The sequence below is a fragment of the bacterium genome, assembly GCA_035530055.1.
In the GTDB taxonomy this organism is placed as follows: domain Bacteria; phylum UBA6262; class WVXT01; order WVXT01; family WVXT01; genus WVXT01.
The window spans coordinates 1-17,074 of record DATKVN010000043.1; the positions used below are offsets into that span (position 1 = coordinate 1).

Sequence of the window (17,074 nt, forward strand, 5' to 3'; positions counted from 1 at the left end):
AAGTTAAAAGAGGCAAAACCAAAGTCAATGTTGAGATATTTAGTTTCCATATTCTCATATATACGGGATTTGACTACAGATGAGGCAAAAAGGATTCTCAAATTCTTTGAGGACCATGAACAAACGGAAGCTTATTTTTTATTTATATATTTTGCTGAATTTAACCGGGATGAGTCCTTCGATTCAAATTTTTTCAAGAAAAAGTTAAGAGAGATATGCGAAAAAAGAAGTACATTTAGAGAAAGTTTCTCCCGAGAATTTTGGATAACAGCCGAAGATGACAATAAGGAAAAAACAAATAATTTTGAAAAAATAGAACAATACTGGAAATTACTATTTAATGAGTATCAGAAAGAAGTCTTTGAAGATCTTTATAGAACGTTGGAAATTACTTTAACTTGGCGTAGTAAATATGAAGGACATAAAGAACTGCTCAAGACAGCCTTTGATAAGGAAATTAATTACTACAAAGGTGCAGGAAAACCGGTGCAACTTTGGGAACCAGGAAGAGAAATATTTGAGATATTAAGAGACTATAGCGATGAGGCTTTTCTTGAAGTTTTTTATGGTTTAATAAAAAATCTCAATGAGAATATCCATTATTTTTGGATAAAGGACTGGATTGTCACATTTAAATCTATTAAACCAAAAACAAAAAATCAAAGGACTTTGTGTAGTAACATTAACTCTATCCTAAGAAAATTATATCCTGAGTATCTTGAAATTTAGAATTATGAAAGACAAATATTATCAGGTTATTTTGGAAAAATATCAAAACAAGAAAAGGGACTTTAATGGGTTGTTTCAAGCCGTTTTGTCGATTGGTGATGAGGTGGGATTGGAGAAGGCTTTGGGGTATTTGGAGAGGTGTGTGATTGAGAAGAGGTTGGGGTGGTTGGATGAGAGGCTGGATAAGATGGAGAGGACGGGGGTTGTTTTTGAGGATGGTTACAGGATTTTTTATGAGGAGTATTTGGGGATTTCGCCTCCGAAAGATGGGGAGGTGGTTGACAAAACAGATAAGAAAATGGTAATGAGGTGGTGGAACTATTGTCCTGTTTTGGAGGGATGTAAAAAGTTTGGTTTGGATACGAGGGTAGTTTGTAAGAAGGTGTACCATAAGCCGGTGCAAATTTTTCTTTCCAGGATTAATCCGAGATTGAAATTTGATAGAAATTATGATAGTATAAGGCCTTATACACCTTATTGTAAAGAGATTATAACTTTAGAAGAATAATTTTAGAAAGGGGGGAGAATGGAACAGGAAAAGAAAGAATTTATGCGATTTGGTGTGGAAGAAGTTGCACTGGAGATTGTGAGTGAGCCGTTTGTGGTGAACACTTTTCGGGGATTTGCGCCTGTTGTAAATGTCAAAGTGGAAGGAGAAGAAGGGACAAAAAGTATGTATATCAGTGCTAAGTCACTTGCGGATTCACTAACCCCGATGGTGGAGGAGAATGGCGGTAAATTCACAGGGCTTAAGTTAAAAATAAAGAAGGAGTCGCCGGATAATAGGGCTCCTTATGTAGTTGAAGAGATGAAATGATTAAATAGTTAGAGGAAATTCCTCTCACCTTGGTCCTGTCCCCAGAGGGGAGACGAGAGGAGAGATTGTGAAGATTGTAGCTGGGTTGGTAATCTTGTTGTTGGGATTACTGTTCCTGTTGAAAAATATTAATGTAGTGGATGTGGGGATATCAGGGATTATCAGGACTTACTGGCCATTGGTGTTGATTGTATTGGGGATAGGAGCGATTCGCATTTCTCGGAAAGTTCGTCGTGAGTTCCGGTGGGAAAAAGAAGAAGTGGAGCCGGAAGTGGAAGGGGGTGAGATAAGAATAAGTCGTAAGTTTGGCTCTTATGATTTTGATTTCAAGGGGAAGGAATTGCGTTCCGGGAAAATTGAGCTGGTGCTTGGGGAAGCGTCGTTTGATATTCGGGACGCAATCATACCGGAAGGCCACAATATTTTAAAGATATTGTCTAAAATGGCCAGTGTGAAAATAAAAGCAAATAAAGAACAGCCGCTCATGATTAAAGCGAAAGTTTTTATGGGTGAGGTGAAGATTTTTGAAAACCGGCAGTCCGGTTTCGTTCCGGAGGTTGAGTATAAGTCTGATACTTTTGAAACTTCGCCTTCCAAATTGACTTTACTGATTAAACATTCTATGGGAGAAGTAGTAGTAAATAATTAAGAAAGGGGGTAAACATGTACATTGGCTTGCTGGTAATTGTTGTAGGTGTATTATTTCTATTAAAAAATTTAGGAGTGCTTGCTGGGAATTTCTGGGATGTTCTCTGGCCGTTGATTATTGTAGTTGCTGGTATTTCGATGCTTTTTGGTCGTAAAAAACAGCATAGAGATTAAATAAAAGGAGTCAATAGAAAGATAAAGGTTTTATGAAAAAAAGAATATTTAGTGTTCTATTTATCTCAGTATTTGCGGCAATGCTGGGATTGGGGATTATTGCGCCCCTGATGCCGATTTACGCAAAAAGTTTAGGGGCAAGTGGTATATGGTTGGGGATAATATTTTCCGGTTATTCCCTTTCCCGCGCATTTTTTATGCCAATAATTGGAAAACTCTCTGACAGAAAAGGGAGGAAGAGATTTATAACATTGGGATTGTTATTGTATTCTGTAATTTCCTTGGTATATATCCTGGCTGGTAATGTTTACTATCTAACGACTGTCAGGTTTTTCCACGGACTTGCATCGGCGATGGTTATTCCTGTGGCAATGGCATATGTCGGGGAGAGTGCAGAAAAAGGGAAAGAGGGCAGGTATATGGGAACATTCAATATGTCACTTCTTTTAGGGATGGGTTCTGGTCCTTTTCTGGGTGGTATTCTGAATGATTCTTTTGGAATTGCATCAGTATTTTACGCGATGGCAGGTTTAACAGCAATCGCATTTTTGATAACGTTGATATTTTTGCCGGATATGAGGTTTTCGGGAATAAGGAAAACGAACAATCCAGTTCCATTTAAGGAAATCATCAAAAATAATGTTATGAGAGGACTCCTTCTTTATAGAGTTATTACTGCGATGGGAAGAGGTGGAATAATGGCGTTTCTGCCGATTTTTGCTTCCAGAATAGATATAACTTCATCTCAGGTGGGAATAATAATTTCTTCTCATATATTTCTTATTGCCTTGTTACAGAATCCATTTGGTAGGTTAGCAGATAGGTATAATAAGTTTTTTTTGGTGTTGATAGGTTCGAGTGTGGGGGCGCTGGCATTGTTACTGACACCAATTGCTCGTAATTTTTGGGAGTTATTTCTTATCGCTTCTCTTATGGGGCTTGGCGGTGCGGTATCGATGCCTTCTGCAGCAGCTATAACAGTAGAAGTGGGTCAAAGATTAGGAATGGGCGTTTCCATGGGACTATTCAATACAGCGATGAGCGTGGGTATGATAGTGGCGCCGTTAATAGCAGGTGTAGTTATGGATACTTTAGGGGTGAAACCTGTGTTCTTTGTGGCGGGAGTGATAAGCCTTTTGGGTACGTTTGTCTTTTACCATTATGTCAGACGAGGTCGCATGTCCTGGGAGTCAGCTTAATCCGGGAGAAAAAAATATTGACAAAAGGTAGGTAATATCATATATTAAAGAAGGATGGGAACGGAAAGTTAGCAAATAAGGTGAAACACGAATTTCCGTTGGGTCAATTATAATTGACAAAGGCGGCAAAATAAAGGCAAAGAAGCCCTAACGAAAGTTGGGGCTTTTTTATCGGTACAAGGAAGGAGGCAAGAAATGATTAATTATGGATTTACCAAAGAAGTAAAACTACCCTTTGAGGAGGTGATAGCAGTAGTAACCGAAGAATTAAAGAAAGAGGGCTTTGGAATTTTGACTAGAATCGACGTTCAGGAAAAATTCAAGGAAAAACTGGGCATTGACTTCAAGAAATATGTGATTCTGGGGGTTTGTAATCCAGCCAGCGCTCACAAGGCTATTGTTGCTGAAGAAAATATAGGGTTAATGCTTCCTTGTAATGTTATTGTGTATGAGAAAGAAGATAAAACTGTGGTTTCGATTATCAAACCGACAGTGGCGATGCGAATGATTGAGAATGAAGAGTTGAAACAGATTGCAACGCAGGTAGAGACAAAATTAAAAAATGTTTTTTATTCTATATAGTCAGAAAGCGACAGAACAACTATAAAAACAAAATAGGAAGAAAAAAGCGAGGGAAATATCAAAAATTCTTATTAAAAGAGTATATTGAAACCTGTATGGAGGTAATGAGAAGTGGCTGAGATAAAAGTAGATGTGAGAGGTGAGACTTGCCCGGTACCATTAGTGGAGACCCGCAAGGCTTTGCGAAAAGCATCACCAGGGGATATAGTGGAGGTTATCGGGAACCATCCACCTTCTAAGAAAGAGATACCAATGGCGGTTAAGGCTTTGGGGCTGGAACTGATGGAGGTGCAACAGGAAGGAGAAGTGTGGAAAATCAGGATACGCAGATGAAAAGGAGGGGAAACTATGGCCGATAAAGCTACCCTAATAGTTCATAGTGGCGACATGGACAAGCTGTACAGTGCCCTTATCATAGGCAACGGGGCGCTTTCAATGGGGATGGAAGTGTCACTTTACTTCACCTTTTGGGGGCTCCAGCGTCTCAAGAAAGGGGGGCTGGAAAAAGGGTCTCTCTCCAGGATGAATCTCCTGGGCCTCGGCAAGTGGATGGTGAGGCGTCGGATGAAAAAGGTCAGAATGGCTTCTTTAGAGAAGCTCCTGCAGGACTTCAAGGAACTTGGAGGTAAAATCATTGCCTGTGAAATGACAATGGAGATAATGGGAATAAAACAGAAGGACTTGCGCCAGGACCTGATAGACGATTACGGCGCTGTGGGAGTTTACATACAAGAAGCAAGGGAATCAACAATAACCCTGTTCATATAATAGTGAGGATGATATGTTGGACAAAGTTGTTTACCTGGACAATGCAGCGTCCACCCGGCTGGATGAGCGGGTGCTGGAGGTGATGAAGCCATACTTCTTTGATGTCTATGCCGTTGCCACATCGGAATTCGGCTACTCCCAGGGTATAGAAGCTCGGGAGACGCTGGACAAGGCCAGGGGGGTTCTTGCCAATGTTCTGGGGGCCTCCCAGAAGGAATTGATTTTCACCTCAGGAAGCACTGAATCCAGTAACATAGCTCTAAAGGGGGTAGCACTTGCTCTTGGCGAGAAAAAAGGTAAGCACATTATCATCTCCAAAATCGAGGACTTCCCTGTCCTTCACAGCGCCAAAGCTCTGGAAAAACAGGGCTTCCGGGTGACTTATCTGGACGTGGATAATGATGGCTTTGTGAACCTGGACCAGCTCAGAGAGTCCATCGTTGATGAGACCGTCCTGGTCTCCGTCCAGCATGCTAACCAGGAAATTGGCACAATCCAGGACATTGAAACTATCGCTCGCATATGTCGGGAAAAAGGAGTGCTTTTCCACACCGATGCCACCCACACTTTCACCAGAGTGCCTCTGGATGTTAAGAAGGTGTCGATGGATTTAATCACCGTCTCAGCCCATACAATCCACGGACCCAGGAGTATCGGTGGTCTTTACATCCGCAAGGGCACGCCCATTTCCAAGTGGGTGGACGGTGGCTTCCAGGAGTTTGACCTGCGCGCGGGGATAGAAAATATCCCCGGGGCGGTGGGCTTTGCTAAAGCGGTAGAACTGGTTACCCCCGAAGAGAACGAGAGGCTGGAGGCTATGCGTGACCACCTCATTGAGCGGGTGCTTGCTGAGATACCATCCACTACCCTGAACGGTCACCGCCGGAAGAGGATTCCCCAGAACGTCAACATCACCTTCCACTTAGTGGAGGGTGAATCCATCACTCTGCATCTGGATATGCGGGGCTTTGCCGTGAGCACCGGTTCGGCCTGCTTCAGCCGTTCTTTAGAGGCCAGCCACGTTATCCTTGGGATAGGTGGTGACCACGAAAGGGCACACGGATCGGTGCGCTTCACGTTCGGGCGCTATAACACTATCGAAGATGTAGACGCCGTGGTGGAGACACTAGCCGAGGTGGTACGGGAGCTAAGAATTATCAGTCCTTTGGGTAAAGAAGAAGAACAGGAGGAGGATTAGAAATGAAATTCCCATATAGTGAAAAAGTGCTGGAACACTTTCGCCACCCCCGCAACGTAGGTAAGATTAAGAATCCCGACGGTAAGGCAGTGGAGGGCAGCCCGGCTTGCGGCGATATGGTGGCGGTTTATATAAAAGTCGACCCCAAGACCAGGCGCATCGCCGACGTCAAATTTGAGTCTTACGGTTGCGCTTCTAACATTGCTACCGGTTCCATTATCACCGAGCTGGCCAAAGGTAAGACCATTGACGAGGCCAGGAAGGTTACCTGGAAGCAGGCTTCGGAAGCTCTGGGAGGGCTTCCGCCGATCAAGGTTCACTGCTCGGTGCTGGCGGTAGAAGGGTTGCGTTCGGCCATCCAAAACTACGAAGAGCGCCATGGCCTGGTTAAGAATCGGAAGCCTACCACGGTGGAGGAGGTGCGTAAGCGTCTGAAGAAGGTTATTAACCCCATAAGCGGGTTGAGTCTGGTGCGCACAAATTTGGTCAAGGACATAGAGGTAAAGGATGGAACCGTGCGGGTGGTGATTAACCTGCCTGCCAATCACCAATTTGCTTCCGCCATCAAGGAAGAAATCGTGGATAAGATAGAGCACCTGTGGGATGTGAAGAAATTAGTGGTTGAGTTTACGGAATAAGCTCTCAAAAAATTATTGGAAGAAAAACTCGACAATTTATTTCTTATTATGAAAGGGGGCGAGAAATATGTGTAAGACTTGTGGTTGCACACTGTGTAAGTGCGGGAAGAAGATAGTGAACAGAGTCTGCGAAGGATGTGGTAAACCCTACGATGATTGTACCTGTTAGAAGCCATAGTAGGGTGGGAAGATGGTTAGTTATGGTAAGGAGGTGAGACAATGAAAAAATTATTTTTGCTGTTGGCAATGATTCTATCCTTCTCGGGTAGAGTTTTCGCTAAGGGCAATTATGGCGGACACATGGGTTATTGGGGTCATATGACGAATTGCGGATTTGGAGGAATCTTTATGTGGATAATATTTCTGATTGTGATTGGCGTGGCGATTTACCTTGTTGTACAAGCTACAAAATCGAAAGGTCCAGAGAGTCCTTATAGAGAGACTCCCATGGAAATTTTAAAGAAACGTTATGCTAAGGGTGAAATTACGAAAGAAGAATTCGATAAAATGAAGAAAGATTTGGAAAGTTAAGCGGTGGCAGGGCAAAAAGTCTTGGCGGTTACAGGTAGCATATAGAGACAGATATGGCTGGGAAAGTCATCGTAGGTCTAAGGAAAGGGGGTGAGAAATATGCCAAAGCTAAATTCGCTGCAATGGGTAGCTCTGATATTGATTATCGTTGGCGGATTGAACTGGGGATTGGTTGGTCTTTTTGATTTTGACCTGGTTGCTGCTATTTTTGGCATGATGTCGGCCTTGTCACGCATTGTGTACATTCTGGTTGGTCTCTCCGCTATTTACACTTTGGGAACATTGGGGAAGCTGAGCAAATAATGATGGAGAGAGCTGGAAGACGTAAGCTTATGAAAATTGCGAGTATCTCCAGACTCATTGTTTCTATTCTTGTGTGCCAATTGGCGGGGATTGTTGGTTCAGCATTCACTCGTGCTTCAATCCCAACGTGGTATGCTACTTTGCAAAAACCAGCATTTACCCCGCCCAACTGGCTTTTTGCTCCTGTCTGGACTATACTTTTTCTGCTAATGGGTATATCTGCTTATTTGATATGGCGTGAAGGACTGGCAAACAGGCAGGTAAGTATAGCTCTATCTATTTTTGGAATCCAACTTGTTCTAAACATATTCTGGTCATTCTTTTTCTTCAAATTGCAATCCCCGCTTTACGGTTTTGTAGAGATAGTAATACTTTGGCTTGCGATTTTGTTCACAATTCTATATTTCTTAAAGATTTCCAGGACAGCGAGCTTGTTGCTTCTGCCATATCTCTTCTGGGTAAGTTTTGCAGCAGTTCTGAATTTTTACATAATGAAGCTTAATCCCTGAGCCTAGTGAACATACCTTAATATCCCTCCATGAATGTTACGAGTCACACCGGTTTAGCAATTTTCCCAAAATATCAGTTTGACGTATTGGATTAAGTTTAGTAAAATAACTGATTGTTGTTTCTTACTATCATCTCATAAGGGTTCAAGTATGATTGTCTACATAATTGTAGGATTTATCGCTCAAATAATTGATGGCGCTCTGGGAATGGCATATGGAGTCACTTCAACTACTTTCTTACTAAGCATGGGCATACCACCGGTGGCAGCAAGTGCAAGTGTTCACTCTGCAGAAGTATTTACAAGCGGTATATCTGGGCTTGCGCACTTAAAGTTTGGAAATGTGGATAAGAAACTGTTCAAGAAGCTCTTGATTCCCGGAATAATTGGAGGAATTTTAGGAGCATATATTCTTACTGTTGTGCCGGGAAAAACGATAAAGCCCTTTGTTGCGTTCTACTTGCTTATAATGGGTTTGATTATACTTCGAAAAGCATTCAAAAAAGTTGAACAGAAAGAAGTGAAAACCAAACTATTACCGTTAGGAGTATCCGGGGGATTCTTCGATGCGATTGGAGGTGGCGGTTGGGGCCCGATAGTAACATCTACTTTAGTAGCCAGAGGACATAATCCCAGATTCTCGATTGGTTCGGTTAACCTGGCAGAGTTTTTCGTAACCGTAGCTGAAGTGGCAACTTTTTTGACAATAATCGGATTAGTACATTGGCAGATAATCGTCGGTTTAATCATTGGGGGAGTTATGGCTGCTCCTCTGGCAGCTTATGTGTGCAAGAGGCTCCCTTCCCGGGCATTAATGATAATGGTCGGATTATTAATTATGGCTTTGAGTATAAGAACGATATGTTCTGCTCTATTATGAGAATGGGATCGGGTTTTGTGACGGAGGTCGGATGTCAATTAAGAATTGCATTTTGGGGATTAGTGCAGGGATTCTTTTAGTTTTATCATTTCCTCCAGTTAACTTCTCTTTTTTGATTTGGTTTGCCTTAGTACCTCTGTTTTTTGCTATTTACTTTTCAAAAAGCCCAAAGGAAGCAGTTATTGTTGGTAGTTTGACCGGCCTTGTTTTTTATGGAATAAGTTTAAACTGGTTTTTTAAACTTTTTGGGTTACTGGCCATTGGATTGATATGTTTATTGGCTATTTTTATAGGGATCTTCTCATTTTTGGTAAAATATATATATTCAGATTTGAGTAACCCGTCGTTACCGGAGCCGACAAAACAACAACTCACCTCTCCTTCACGGAGGTCATTATCTTTAAAGGGTCTTCTTCTTTTCATTCCTGTGTGCTGGGTGGCAGTGGAGTTCTTTCGTTCTGAATTATGGTGGTTGAAGTTTCCCTGGCTGGCACTGGGTTACTCACAGTGGGACCATCTACCTCTACTTCAATTGGCTAGTTTGGGCGGGGTTTATGGACTATCATTTTTTATTGTCCTGGTAAACGGCGTTGTTTTTCGTAGCTTGCTTGTTAAACGCTCGGACGCTGGCTTCAAATGGAGGCGGCATCTCTCTCCGCTAATTATCATAATCATTATCATGGGCATCGTTCTTTACTGGGGAAATTGGGTTATTGGAGCCAGAACCCACCTGAAAGGGGACCCGGGAGCCAAGGAAATTGGAGTTGCAGCTATTCAGGATGAATCTTTTATTCAAGACAAATTGATTGCTGCAACAAGGAAGGCAATAAAAGAAACACCCAATTTTATAGTCTGGCCGGAACTTTCGGCTTTTTTGCTCCCCGGTGAAAAGGAGAAGAGACTGGCCTCTTTTGTCGATTTAGCCAAAGACAGCAAGGCCTATTTGGTTACTGGATTTCTTGAATTCTTCGGCTTTGGCAAAAAGAAATTTGAAAACTACGCTTTACTCTTTTCTCCTCAAGGAGAAATAATTGGTAAACACACTAAAATCCATCTGGTACATTTTATTGAGGGTGCGTTTGAGAAAGGAAATGATTGTAGGGTTTTTGAAACCCATCATGGTAAGGTTGGAATACAAATCTGTTTTGATTTGGATTATGTGGATGTTACTCGCACAATGGTAAGGTCGGGAGCAGAGATGTTTTTCGTGCCCGGTCTTGACCCAATTTTTTGGGGCAAATGGGAACATCTCCAGCGTTCGTCGATGGCTCCCCTACGAGCTGTGGAATCGAGGAGATGGATTGTTCGGGCAGCTTCTTCTGGAATGTCACAAATTATCGACCCTTATGGACGGGTAACAGATTCTCTGCCCATCGGGGTAGAAGGAATTTTGGTTGGTAAGATTTCGGTCAATAATAGAATAACCTTTTATCACCATTATGGTTGGGTCTTCCCCTATGTTTGTTTAGGTGGATTAGTGGTTGGGTTGGGGGTGAAGTTCTTTTTAGGTAAAGGAAAGCGAGGAAATAGATGATTGTGGCTGTTATTGGTGGGAATTATTGTAGTCGGGAAATGGCTAAAGTTGCTTATGAAGTGGGAAAGAGGATTGCCGAGAAAAAGCATATTCTTATATGTGGAGGATTGAGAGGGGTGATGGAAGCATCCTGTCGGGGAGCGAAGGATGGAGGGGGTTTGACAATAGGTATTCTTCCAGGCAGAGATAAAAATGACGCTAATCGCTTTGTGGATATACCCATTGTCACGGCAATGAGTCATGCTCGAAATGCAATTATTACGCGCACTGCTGATGTTTTGATTGCTGTGGACGGAAGGTATGGGACTTTATCTGAGATTGGACTGGCTCTTGCCACAAGCAAGAAGGTGGTGGGAATCAATACCTGGGATATTGAAGGTGTAATTTCTGTGGGAAGTGTGGATGAGGCAATGGAGGAGATAGAAAAGGTATAAGAAGGGTTCACGTCCCCCCTCACCTTAATCCTCTCCCCCGAGGGGAGAGGAGAAAAAGATGAAAGAACAAGGGCAAAAATAGTATTTGTGGGAGGGAGAATTGAGAGCAATTGTTCAGAGAGTATCTGAAGCGAGAGTGAGTGTTAAGGAAAATGAATCATTGAGAGAGATAAATAAAATTAGAAAAGGGTTGGTAGTTCTTCTCGGTGTGGGAAAAGAGGATGGCGATGAGGATGCTGAATATCTTGCGGAGAAGATTTCTAACCTGCGTGTCTTTCCTGATGAGAATGATAGAATGAACCTTTCTATTCTCGATGTGGGAGGGGAAATTCTGGTTATTTCCCAGTTTACCCTGTATGGAGATTGTAGAAAGGGGAGACGGCCCGATTTCACTTCTGCTGCCCCACCAGAGATAGCAGAAGGTCTATATGAAAAATTTATGGAAAAGGTGAAAGCAAAAGGAGTAGAGGTTAAGTCTGGGGAGTTTCAGGCTCGGATGCTGGTTGATATTCGTAATGATGGGCCGGTGACGATACTTCTGGAGAGTAAATGAAACCCCCTCACCCTATCCCCGGAGGGGAGAGGAGACTTGAGGAATAGTGCGAAAAAGAACTTTCCTTATATTATTTTCAATCGTAGTGATTATGGTTATCCTGGTCGCCTACCGCTGGTCACAACCAGATATCTACCTGGAAACAGAGAAGAAGACCCATCTCCATTACGACTTCGTTGACATTTCTGCTGGAATAAGAAATAGACACTTTAAAGAAGATTTTAAACAGAGAATTCTCCCTGCCATAATCTACAGGGGAATATCTCCTGTTTCTACGATTGGTAAGAGATGGTCTGTGGAATTGAAATATGATGAGAAGAATGGTCGCTGGCAAGGAAGATGGCCAGTCCCCTGGAATGCTCCTGAGGGAGAGTACAGGGTTGAAATCTGGTTATCTTCTGAACTGAAAGAGAGAATGCGTCTCGGGGAATGTAAATTTTTCATTGCCCGTCGGAAGCCTCAAAAGTTGAATCCTGGCTTATCTGTTATGACTATGGAGAACATGCGTCCATTGAAGACAATGAGGGTAAAGGGACCGGATGGAGAATGGGGCGATTGGAAGAAGCTCTTCGATTGGGTAGAGTTTTCTGGAGCTAATACTTTCTGGTATATGGCAGGTCAGACTTCAGCTTATGCGGAGAAGTTGCCTGATGATTTTCCCTGGAACAATGAAAATCTCGATTTTATTGATGATTTAGCTAAAGAGGCTGAGAAGAGGGGTATCGATTTTGGCTATTGGGTTCAGTGTTACATCGTCCTTGGCCCCAGAAGATATAGGGCTAATTATGAGTATGGGTGGGGTTATGAATATAAGCTGGAGAAATCTATTCCTACCCGTGGTATCTCTATCGGGGATAAGAAGCGGATAGAAGACATAATTGAATTTATCAAAAGATTAAATAAAATTGAAGAAATCGATTATGTAGGGTTTGATTATATTCGCACAGCAAAAGGTGGGCTGGAGTTGGTGGATGAGTTTGTTAGAGAAATGGAAGTGGATGTTCCTGAGAAGTGGGAAGAATTTTCTAAAAGAGAACGGATGGAGTGGTTGGGCAGGATAGTGGAGCGTACACGGGGAAGGGATATCCCGCTCATAGACCAGTGGAATTGGTGGAGGGCAAGACAGGCAGCAATAGTATTGAAGAGAATAAAAGAGGAAACGGGTCTTACCAAGCCTCTGTGGGTGTTCAATCTGAGCTGGGAGAAGGGCTGGCAGCATGGTCAGGATGTGGTGATGAAGAACGATGCTGGTGTAGACATCATCGCAATAATGCTCTACGAGGCAGACCTTAAGCAGTTAGATTGCTTGATTGAGGACTGGAAGGACTATGTAAACAGGGGAGATGCCAATTTGATTGTTGGCGATGATTATGATTGGCCACTCCATCAATATACTCTGAATCCTGCTGGTCCGGAGGATTTTTATGAACGGACATTAAAAGCAATGGAGAATATCTATGGAGATGGACTGGTCTCAGGAATATTTACTCATGACTTAGCGCGGGCTCTATGGGGAAGGAAGGGCCCATATCCGTCTCAAGAGTGGGTATTGGCTGGCGCTTCCAGTTTTTCCCGACTAAGGGAAGAATGGGAGATAACTCCTGTCCACATTGAGATTGAGATTCCCGAGAAGGTTCTTTTCAATACAGAGTTTTCTGCAAATGTAGTGGTGAAAAATTGTGGCCCCCTTGAGGTGAAGAAGATAGAAGTTTCTATACTGCCTCAGGAAGGAATTAAAATTGTTTCTGGAAATTATAAAGAGATAAAATCCCTGGCTCCTGGGGAGAGTGAGAGAGTGGAATTCAAGTTAAAGATAAATGAGTTCGATTATGAACGGGGATTTCGACATATGGTAGCCTCAAGGACAGAGTGGGAATCTGGTGAATTTCCCAGTTATGCTTTTAAATATCTGAGCTTGATTGAGGAACCCCTTCTGTTTCCTGCCACAACATTTGCAATGTTGGAATAAAATATGGGTAAATGGCTGGTAAAAGTAATTCTAATATGTTTATTATTAATTTTCCTTACAGGGTGTTTCTCAGAAGGAGAAAAAGGTGGAAAAAAAGGAGTGGAAATGGAGATTTATCTTATACCAATTGGAGATGTTGAGAAAGATGTCCTTTTGAAATTGTCCTGGGTTTTGCGAGAGAAGTTTGAGGCAGTGTTTGAGGTGGGTGAGCCATTGCCACTTTCTGAAGATGCTTATAGGCCTCGGCGGGGACAATATTTTGCCACTCCTATCCTGGAAGAATTAAAGCAAAATATCTCGGAAGATGGAAAGAAAGTCTTAGGTGTTCTCGATGTGGACATCTTCGTTCCCGCACTGAACTTTATCTTTGGTCAGGCAGACCTGGGTAGAAATGCGGCTTTGATTTCTTTAACTCGATTGCGGGAAGAGTTTTACGGAAATAGTAAAAATGAAGAACTCTTCTTTAAGAGGGCACTTACGGAAGCGACTCACGAATTGGGACATACTTTCGGTTTAAGGCATTGTGACAATCCGAAATGTGTGATGCGCTTTTCCAATGATATTCGGGACACTGATATAAAAGGAGCAGATTTTTGTGAACAGTGCAGAGAAAAACTGGAGATAAAGCTAAGATGAGAAAAAAAATTATTCTTTTTTTGATAATATCCTGTTTAATGGTCCTCAACTGTTGCCGAAAAAAAGAGGTCAGAGTCAATTATAAGGAGCTGGAGAAGGAAAGAAAGGTAATGGTGGTTGAACAGATTGAGGAGAGGGGAATAAAGGATAAGCGGGTTCTGGAAGTAATGGAGAGGGTTCCCAGACACGAGTTTGTCCCGGAAGAATACAGAGCTTTTGCCTATGAGGATTCTCCTCTTCCTATAGGGGAAGGGCAGACTATTTCCCAGCCCTACATTGTCGCCCTAATGACAGAATGTCTGAATCTGGAGGGCGAGGAGAAAGTATTGGAAGTGGGTACGGGCTCAGGTTACCAGGCAGCTATACTATCTGAACTGGCTAAGGAAGTGTATACGATTGAGATAGTGGGGCCATTGGCTGAAAGGGCAGAAGAGCTTCTTAAGAATTTGGGTTATAGGAATGTGAAGGTAAGATGTGGTGATGGATATTTAGGATGGGAAGAGTATGCGCCTTTTGATGGAATTATAGTGACCTGCGCACCTGAGCATATTCCCCAGCCTCTAATTGACCAACTTGCCGAAGGTGGCAGGATGGTGATACCTGTAGGAGAAACCCAGTTTCCCCAGGTTCTTAAGCTTGTAGAAAAAAGAGAAGGAAAAGTGACTATGCGGAATGTAGTTCCTGTCAGGTTTGTTCCTATGACCGGGGATGAGGTGGAAAAACGGAAGAGGTGAATTTACACAATGGAGTATCAGGGCTTCATTACCAAAGATTCTGTTCCTTTCGATCCCCTCGAGTTATCAAGGGAGACGGAAAAGTTATGTATGAAGGGTTCTTCCCGCAAATATACGAATTTCTACTGTACAGGGGTATATGGAGGAATTTCTACTGGTTATCTTGTGGGTTGCTGTTTGAGATGCGTGTTTTGTTGGGTTTCATTCTCCCGCGATTTCCCATACAAATATGGAAAATTCTTTACTCCTGAGGAGGTTTTTGAGAGGCTCCTTTCTAATGCCAAAAGAGCAAAAGTTAAGAAATTGCGCGTATCCGGTGGAGAGCCAACTCTGGGGAAAGCGCATCTACTCAGGCTTCTGGACCTGGTTGAGGATACTAATTACTTCTTTTTTCTGGAAACAAATGGGGTTCTTTTGGGTAAAGAGCCAGAATATGTCAGGGCTTTAAAGAAATATAGAAATCTCTATGTCAGAGTTTCCATAAAGGCTGGCACTCCTGAAGGGTTTGAGAGGAGGACAGGGGGGAAGGGTGAATTTTATGAACTGCCCTATCTGGCTGTGGAGACCTTGAAGAAGGAAGGCTTATACTTTCGGGTGGCCCCAATGAGTGATTCCCGGTTGATGCCTAAAGAGGAAAGAAAGGAAATGGTAAGAAAATTAAGGGAGGTTGGCTATAAAGACTATCTGGAAGAGGAGATTTGCGATCCCTATGACACTTCGGTTAAAAGGTTGAGAAAGGCTGGCTTTTCCATATTTTAGCCTTGGAGTCCTCCCGAAAGGTCCGGGCGACCACAAGGGTCGCCCCTACGCGATTCGCAAGGAGTCCAGGATTTTGGAGTCCTCCCGAGAGGGAGGTATAACCGGAACCTTGCTTTCGCAAGGAGTCCAGGATTTTGGAGTCCTCCCGAAAGGGAGGTATGAAAGGGACCCTTGCTTTCGCAAGGACTCCAAGTTTTTGGAGTCCTCCCGAGAGGGAGGTATAACCGGAACCTTGCTTTCGCAAGGAGTCCAGGATTTTGGAGTCCTCCCGAAAGGGAGGAAAATTAGACGAGAAGATTTCATCCTCCTCATATTTATCAGGATAACAAGTTCTACTTTATTACTACGAAGACATTTAAGAATAGAAGATTTTTTAATACCCTAGACAAGAAGTCTATGTTTGGTCAAAGTCTTCGTACGGCGATAGAGAAATTCTCATTTGAATTGGTTGCATGGGTTTTCCTTGATCAGCATTATCACATGATCATCAAGGTAGGATTGGGCAAACAACTTGGTCGTTTCATTAACAATCTTCATGCTAATTCCTCCCGTCTTCTGAATAAGGTTGAAAATAAAAATGGCCGAAAGATATGGTATCAGTATTGGGATAGATGTATCCGCAGTGAGCGAGATTTTTGGACAAGAATAAACTATATTCACCATAATCCAGTGAAACATGGTTATACGGTCAAAATAGAGGACTACCTTTTTTCCAGTTACAATTCATATATTGAAACAAAAGGAAAAGATTGGATGGATTCTTGTTTTCTTGATTACCCGATTATTGATTTTACTTTGGAAGAAGGTGATTGAGAACTGGAGTCCTCCCGAGAGGGAGGTATAACCGGAACCTTGCTTTCGCAAGGAGTCCAGGATTTTGGAGTCCTCCCGAGAGGGAGGTATGAAAGGGACCCTTGCTTTCGCAAGGAGTCCAGGATTTTGGAGTCCTCCCGAAAGGGAGGTATGAAAGGGATCCTTGCTTTCGCAAGGAGTCCAGAAATAATCCTTGCTTTCGCAAGGAGTCCAAGAAAATGTAATGAGAGTAGTTATGGTTAAGGTTGGTTGTTGTGGATTTGCCGTGGCCAGGGCGAGGTATTATGAGAATTTTGAAGTTCTGGAAATACAGAAAACCTTTTACCAGTTCCCCAGGCTGGGAACTGTCCTTAAGTGGAGGGAAGAGGCTCCTAAGGTATTCGAATTTACCTTAAAGGCTCCCCAGTTGATAACTCACTTGCCATCCAGCCCGACCTACAGGAAACTGGGCTATTCAATTCCGGATAAACAGAAACCATACTATGGATTCTTCAAGCCAACCGATATGGTCTTTGAAGCGTGGGAGAAGACTCAGAAAATAGCCCAACTTCTGGAAGCGAAAATAGTTATTTTTCAGATGCCACCCAGCTTCCAGCCCACTGTGGAAAATAAGAGGAATATGAAAAAGTTCTTCAGGAAAATTAAAAGGCAGGGTCTCCGTTTAGTC

Annotated in this window: 24 protein-coding genes; all 24 read left to right on the plus strand. The window is 42.8% G+C overall.

Going from position 1 to position 17,074, the window contains the following annotated elements; genetic code table 11:
• Positions 1-729, plus strand: a 729-nt coding sequence (locus tag VMW39_03745) for a hypothetical protein (GenBank protein ID HUW23124.1), incomplete at its 5' end; no start/stop codon positions are given.
• A 4-nt stretch (positions 730-733) separates the two neighbouring features.
• Positions 734-1,237, plus strand: a complete 504-nt coding sequence (locus tag VMW39_03750; GenBank protein HUW23125.1) for a hypothetical protein — start codon at positions 734-736, stop codon at positions 1,235-1,237.
• A gap of 18 nt (positions 1,238-1,255) precedes the next feature.
• Positions 1,256-1,546 (plus strand): hypothetical protein, encoded by a 291-nt coding sequence (locus VMW39_03755; protein ID HUW23126.1) that lies wholly within the window; start codon positions 1,256-1,258, stop codon positions 1,544-1,546.
• A gap of 67 nt (positions 1,547-1,613) precedes the next feature.
• Positions 1,614-2,195 carry a LiaF domain-containing protein gene (locus VMW39_03760; protein ID HUW23127.1) on the plus strand — a complete coding sequence of 194 codons (582 nt, stop codon included), beginning with the start codon at positions 1,614-1,616 and terminating at the stop codon, positions 2,193-2,195.
• Between the two features lie 14 nt (positions 2,196-2,209).
• The gene (locus VMW39_03765) at positions 2,210-2,368 is read left to right on the plus strand and encodes a DUF5668 domain-containing protein (GenBank protein HUW23128.1); all 159 of its coding nucleotides are present in this window, start codon (positions 2,210-2,212) and stop codon (positions 2,366-2,368) included.
• A 32-nt stretch (positions 2,369-2,400) separates the two neighbouring features.
• A complete protein-coding gene (locus VMW39_03770; GenBank protein ID HUW23129.1) occupies positions 2,401-3,567 on the plus strand; it encodes an MFS transporter in 1,167 nt (388 codons plus the stop codon).
• A gap of 195 nt (positions 3,568-3,762) precedes the next feature.
• Positions 3,763-4,149: a DUF302 domain-containing protein gene (locus VMW39_03775; protein HUW23130.1), complete on the plus strand. Its 387-nt coding sequence runs from the start codon at positions 3,763-3,765 to the stop codon at positions 4,147-4,149.
• A 111-nt stretch (positions 4,150-4,260) separates the two neighbouring features.
• A complete protein-coding gene (locus tag VMW39_03780; protein ID HUW23131.1) occupies positions 4,261-4,482 on the plus strand; it encodes a sulfurtransferase TusA family protein in 222 nt (73 codons plus the stop codon).
• A 15-nt stretch (positions 4,483-4,497) separates the two neighbouring features.
• Entirely contained in the window at positions 4,498-4,917 is a 420-nt protein-coding gene (locus VMW39_03785) for a DsrE/DsrF/DrsH-like family protein (protein HUW23132.1), read from the plus strand.
• A 13-nt stretch (positions 4,918-4,930) separates the two neighbouring features.
• The gene (locus tag VMW39_03790) at positions 4,931-6,115 is read left to right on the plus strand and encodes a cysteine desulfurase family protein (protein HUW23133.1); all 1,185 of its coding nucleotides are present in this window, start codon (positions 4,931-4,933) and stop codon (positions 6,113-6,115) included.
• A 2-nt stretch (positions 6,116-6,117) separates the two neighbouring features.
• Entirely contained in the window at positions 6,118-6,753 is a 636-nt protein-coding gene (locus VMW39_03795; protein ID HUW23134.1) for an iron-sulfur cluster assembly scaffold protein, read from the plus strand.
• 219 nt (positions 6,754-6,972) lie between these two features.
• Positions 6,973-7,284 carry an SHOCT domain-containing protein gene (locus VMW39_03800; GenBank protein HUW23135.1) on the plus strand — a complete coding sequence of 104 codons (312 nt, stop codon included), beginning with the start codon at positions 6,973-6,975 and terminating at the stop codon, positions 7,282-7,284.
• 99 nt (positions 7,285-7,383) lie between these two features.
• Complete coding sequence (locus VMW39_03805; protein HUW23136.1) at positions 7,384-7,587, plus strand: DUF378 domain-containing protein; 204 nt, start codon at positions 7,384-7,386, stop codon at positions 7,585-7,587.
• A gap of 29 nt (positions 7,588-7,616) precedes the next feature.
• Positions 7,617-8,096 (plus strand): TspO/MBR family protein, encoded by a 480-nt coding sequence (locus VMW39_03810; GenBank protein ID HUW23137.1) that lies wholly within the window; start codon positions 7,617-7,619, stop codon positions 8,094-8,096.
• 150 nt (positions 8,097-8,246) lie between these two features.
• Positions 8,247-8,975, plus strand: coding sequence for a sulfite exporter TauE/SafE family protein (locus VMW39_03815; GenBank protein ID HUW23138.1), 729 nt, complete (start codon positions 8,247-8,249; stop codon positions 8,973-8,975).
• Positions 8,976-9,006: 31 nt separating this feature from the next.
• Positions 9,007-10,509, plus strand: coding sequence for a nitrilase-related carbon-nitrogen hydrolase (locus tag VMW39_03820; protein HUW23139.1), 1,503 nt, complete (start codon positions 9,007-9,009; stop codon positions 10,507-10,509).
• Positions 10,506-10,943 carry a TIGR00725 family protein gene (locus VMW39_03825; protein HUW23140.1) on the plus strand — a complete coding sequence of 146 codons (438 nt, stop codon included), beginning with the start codon at positions 10,506-10,508 and terminating at the stop codon, positions 10,941-10,943. The genes VMW39_03820 and VMW39_03825 overlap by 4 nt, the downstream gene beginning before the upstream one ends.
• A gap of 100 nt (positions 10,944-11,043) precedes the next feature.
• Complete coding sequence (dtd, locus tag VMW39_03830) at positions 11,044-11,496, plus strand: D-aminoacyl-tRNA deacylase (GenBank protein ID HUW23141.1); 453 nt, start codon at positions 11,044-11,046, stop codon at positions 11,494-11,496.
• Between the two features lie 46 nt (positions 11,497-11,542).
• Positions 11,543-13,465, plus strand: coding sequence for a hypothetical protein (locus VMW39_03835; GenBank protein ID HUW23142.1), 1,923 nt, complete (start codon positions 11,543-11,545; stop codon positions 13,463-13,465).
• Between the two features lie 3 nt (positions 13,466-13,468).
• Positions 13,469-14,101: an archaemetzincin family Zn-dependent metalloprotease gene (locus VMW39_03840; GenBank protein HUW23143.1), complete on the plus strand. Its 633-nt coding sequence runs from the start codon at positions 13,469-13,471 to the stop codon at positions 14,099-14,101.
• Entirely contained in the window at positions 14,098-14,835 is a 738-nt protein-coding gene (locus tag VMW39_03845) for a protein-L-isoaspartate(D-aspartate) O-methyltransferase (GenBank protein ID HUW23144.1), read from the plus strand. Before VMW39_03840 ends, VMW39_03845 begins: the two co-directional genes overlap by 4 nt.
• Positions 14,836-14,844: 9 nt before the next feature.
• A complete protein-coding gene (locus tag VMW39_03850) occupies positions 14,845-15,594 on the plus strand; it encodes a radical SAM protein (protein HUW23145.1) in 750 nt (249 codons plus the stop codon).
• 339 nt (positions 15,595-15,933) lie between these two features.
• Complete coding sequence (locus tag VMW39_03855; GenBank protein HUW23146.1) at positions 15,934-16,407, plus strand: transposase; 474 nt, start codon at positions 15,934-15,936, stop codon at positions 16,405-16,407.
• Between the two features lie 223 nt (positions 16,408-16,630).
• On the plus strand, positions 16,631-17,074 hold a 444-nt coding region (locus VMW39_03860), incomplete at its 3' end, for a DUF72 domain-containing protein (GenBank protein HUW23147.1).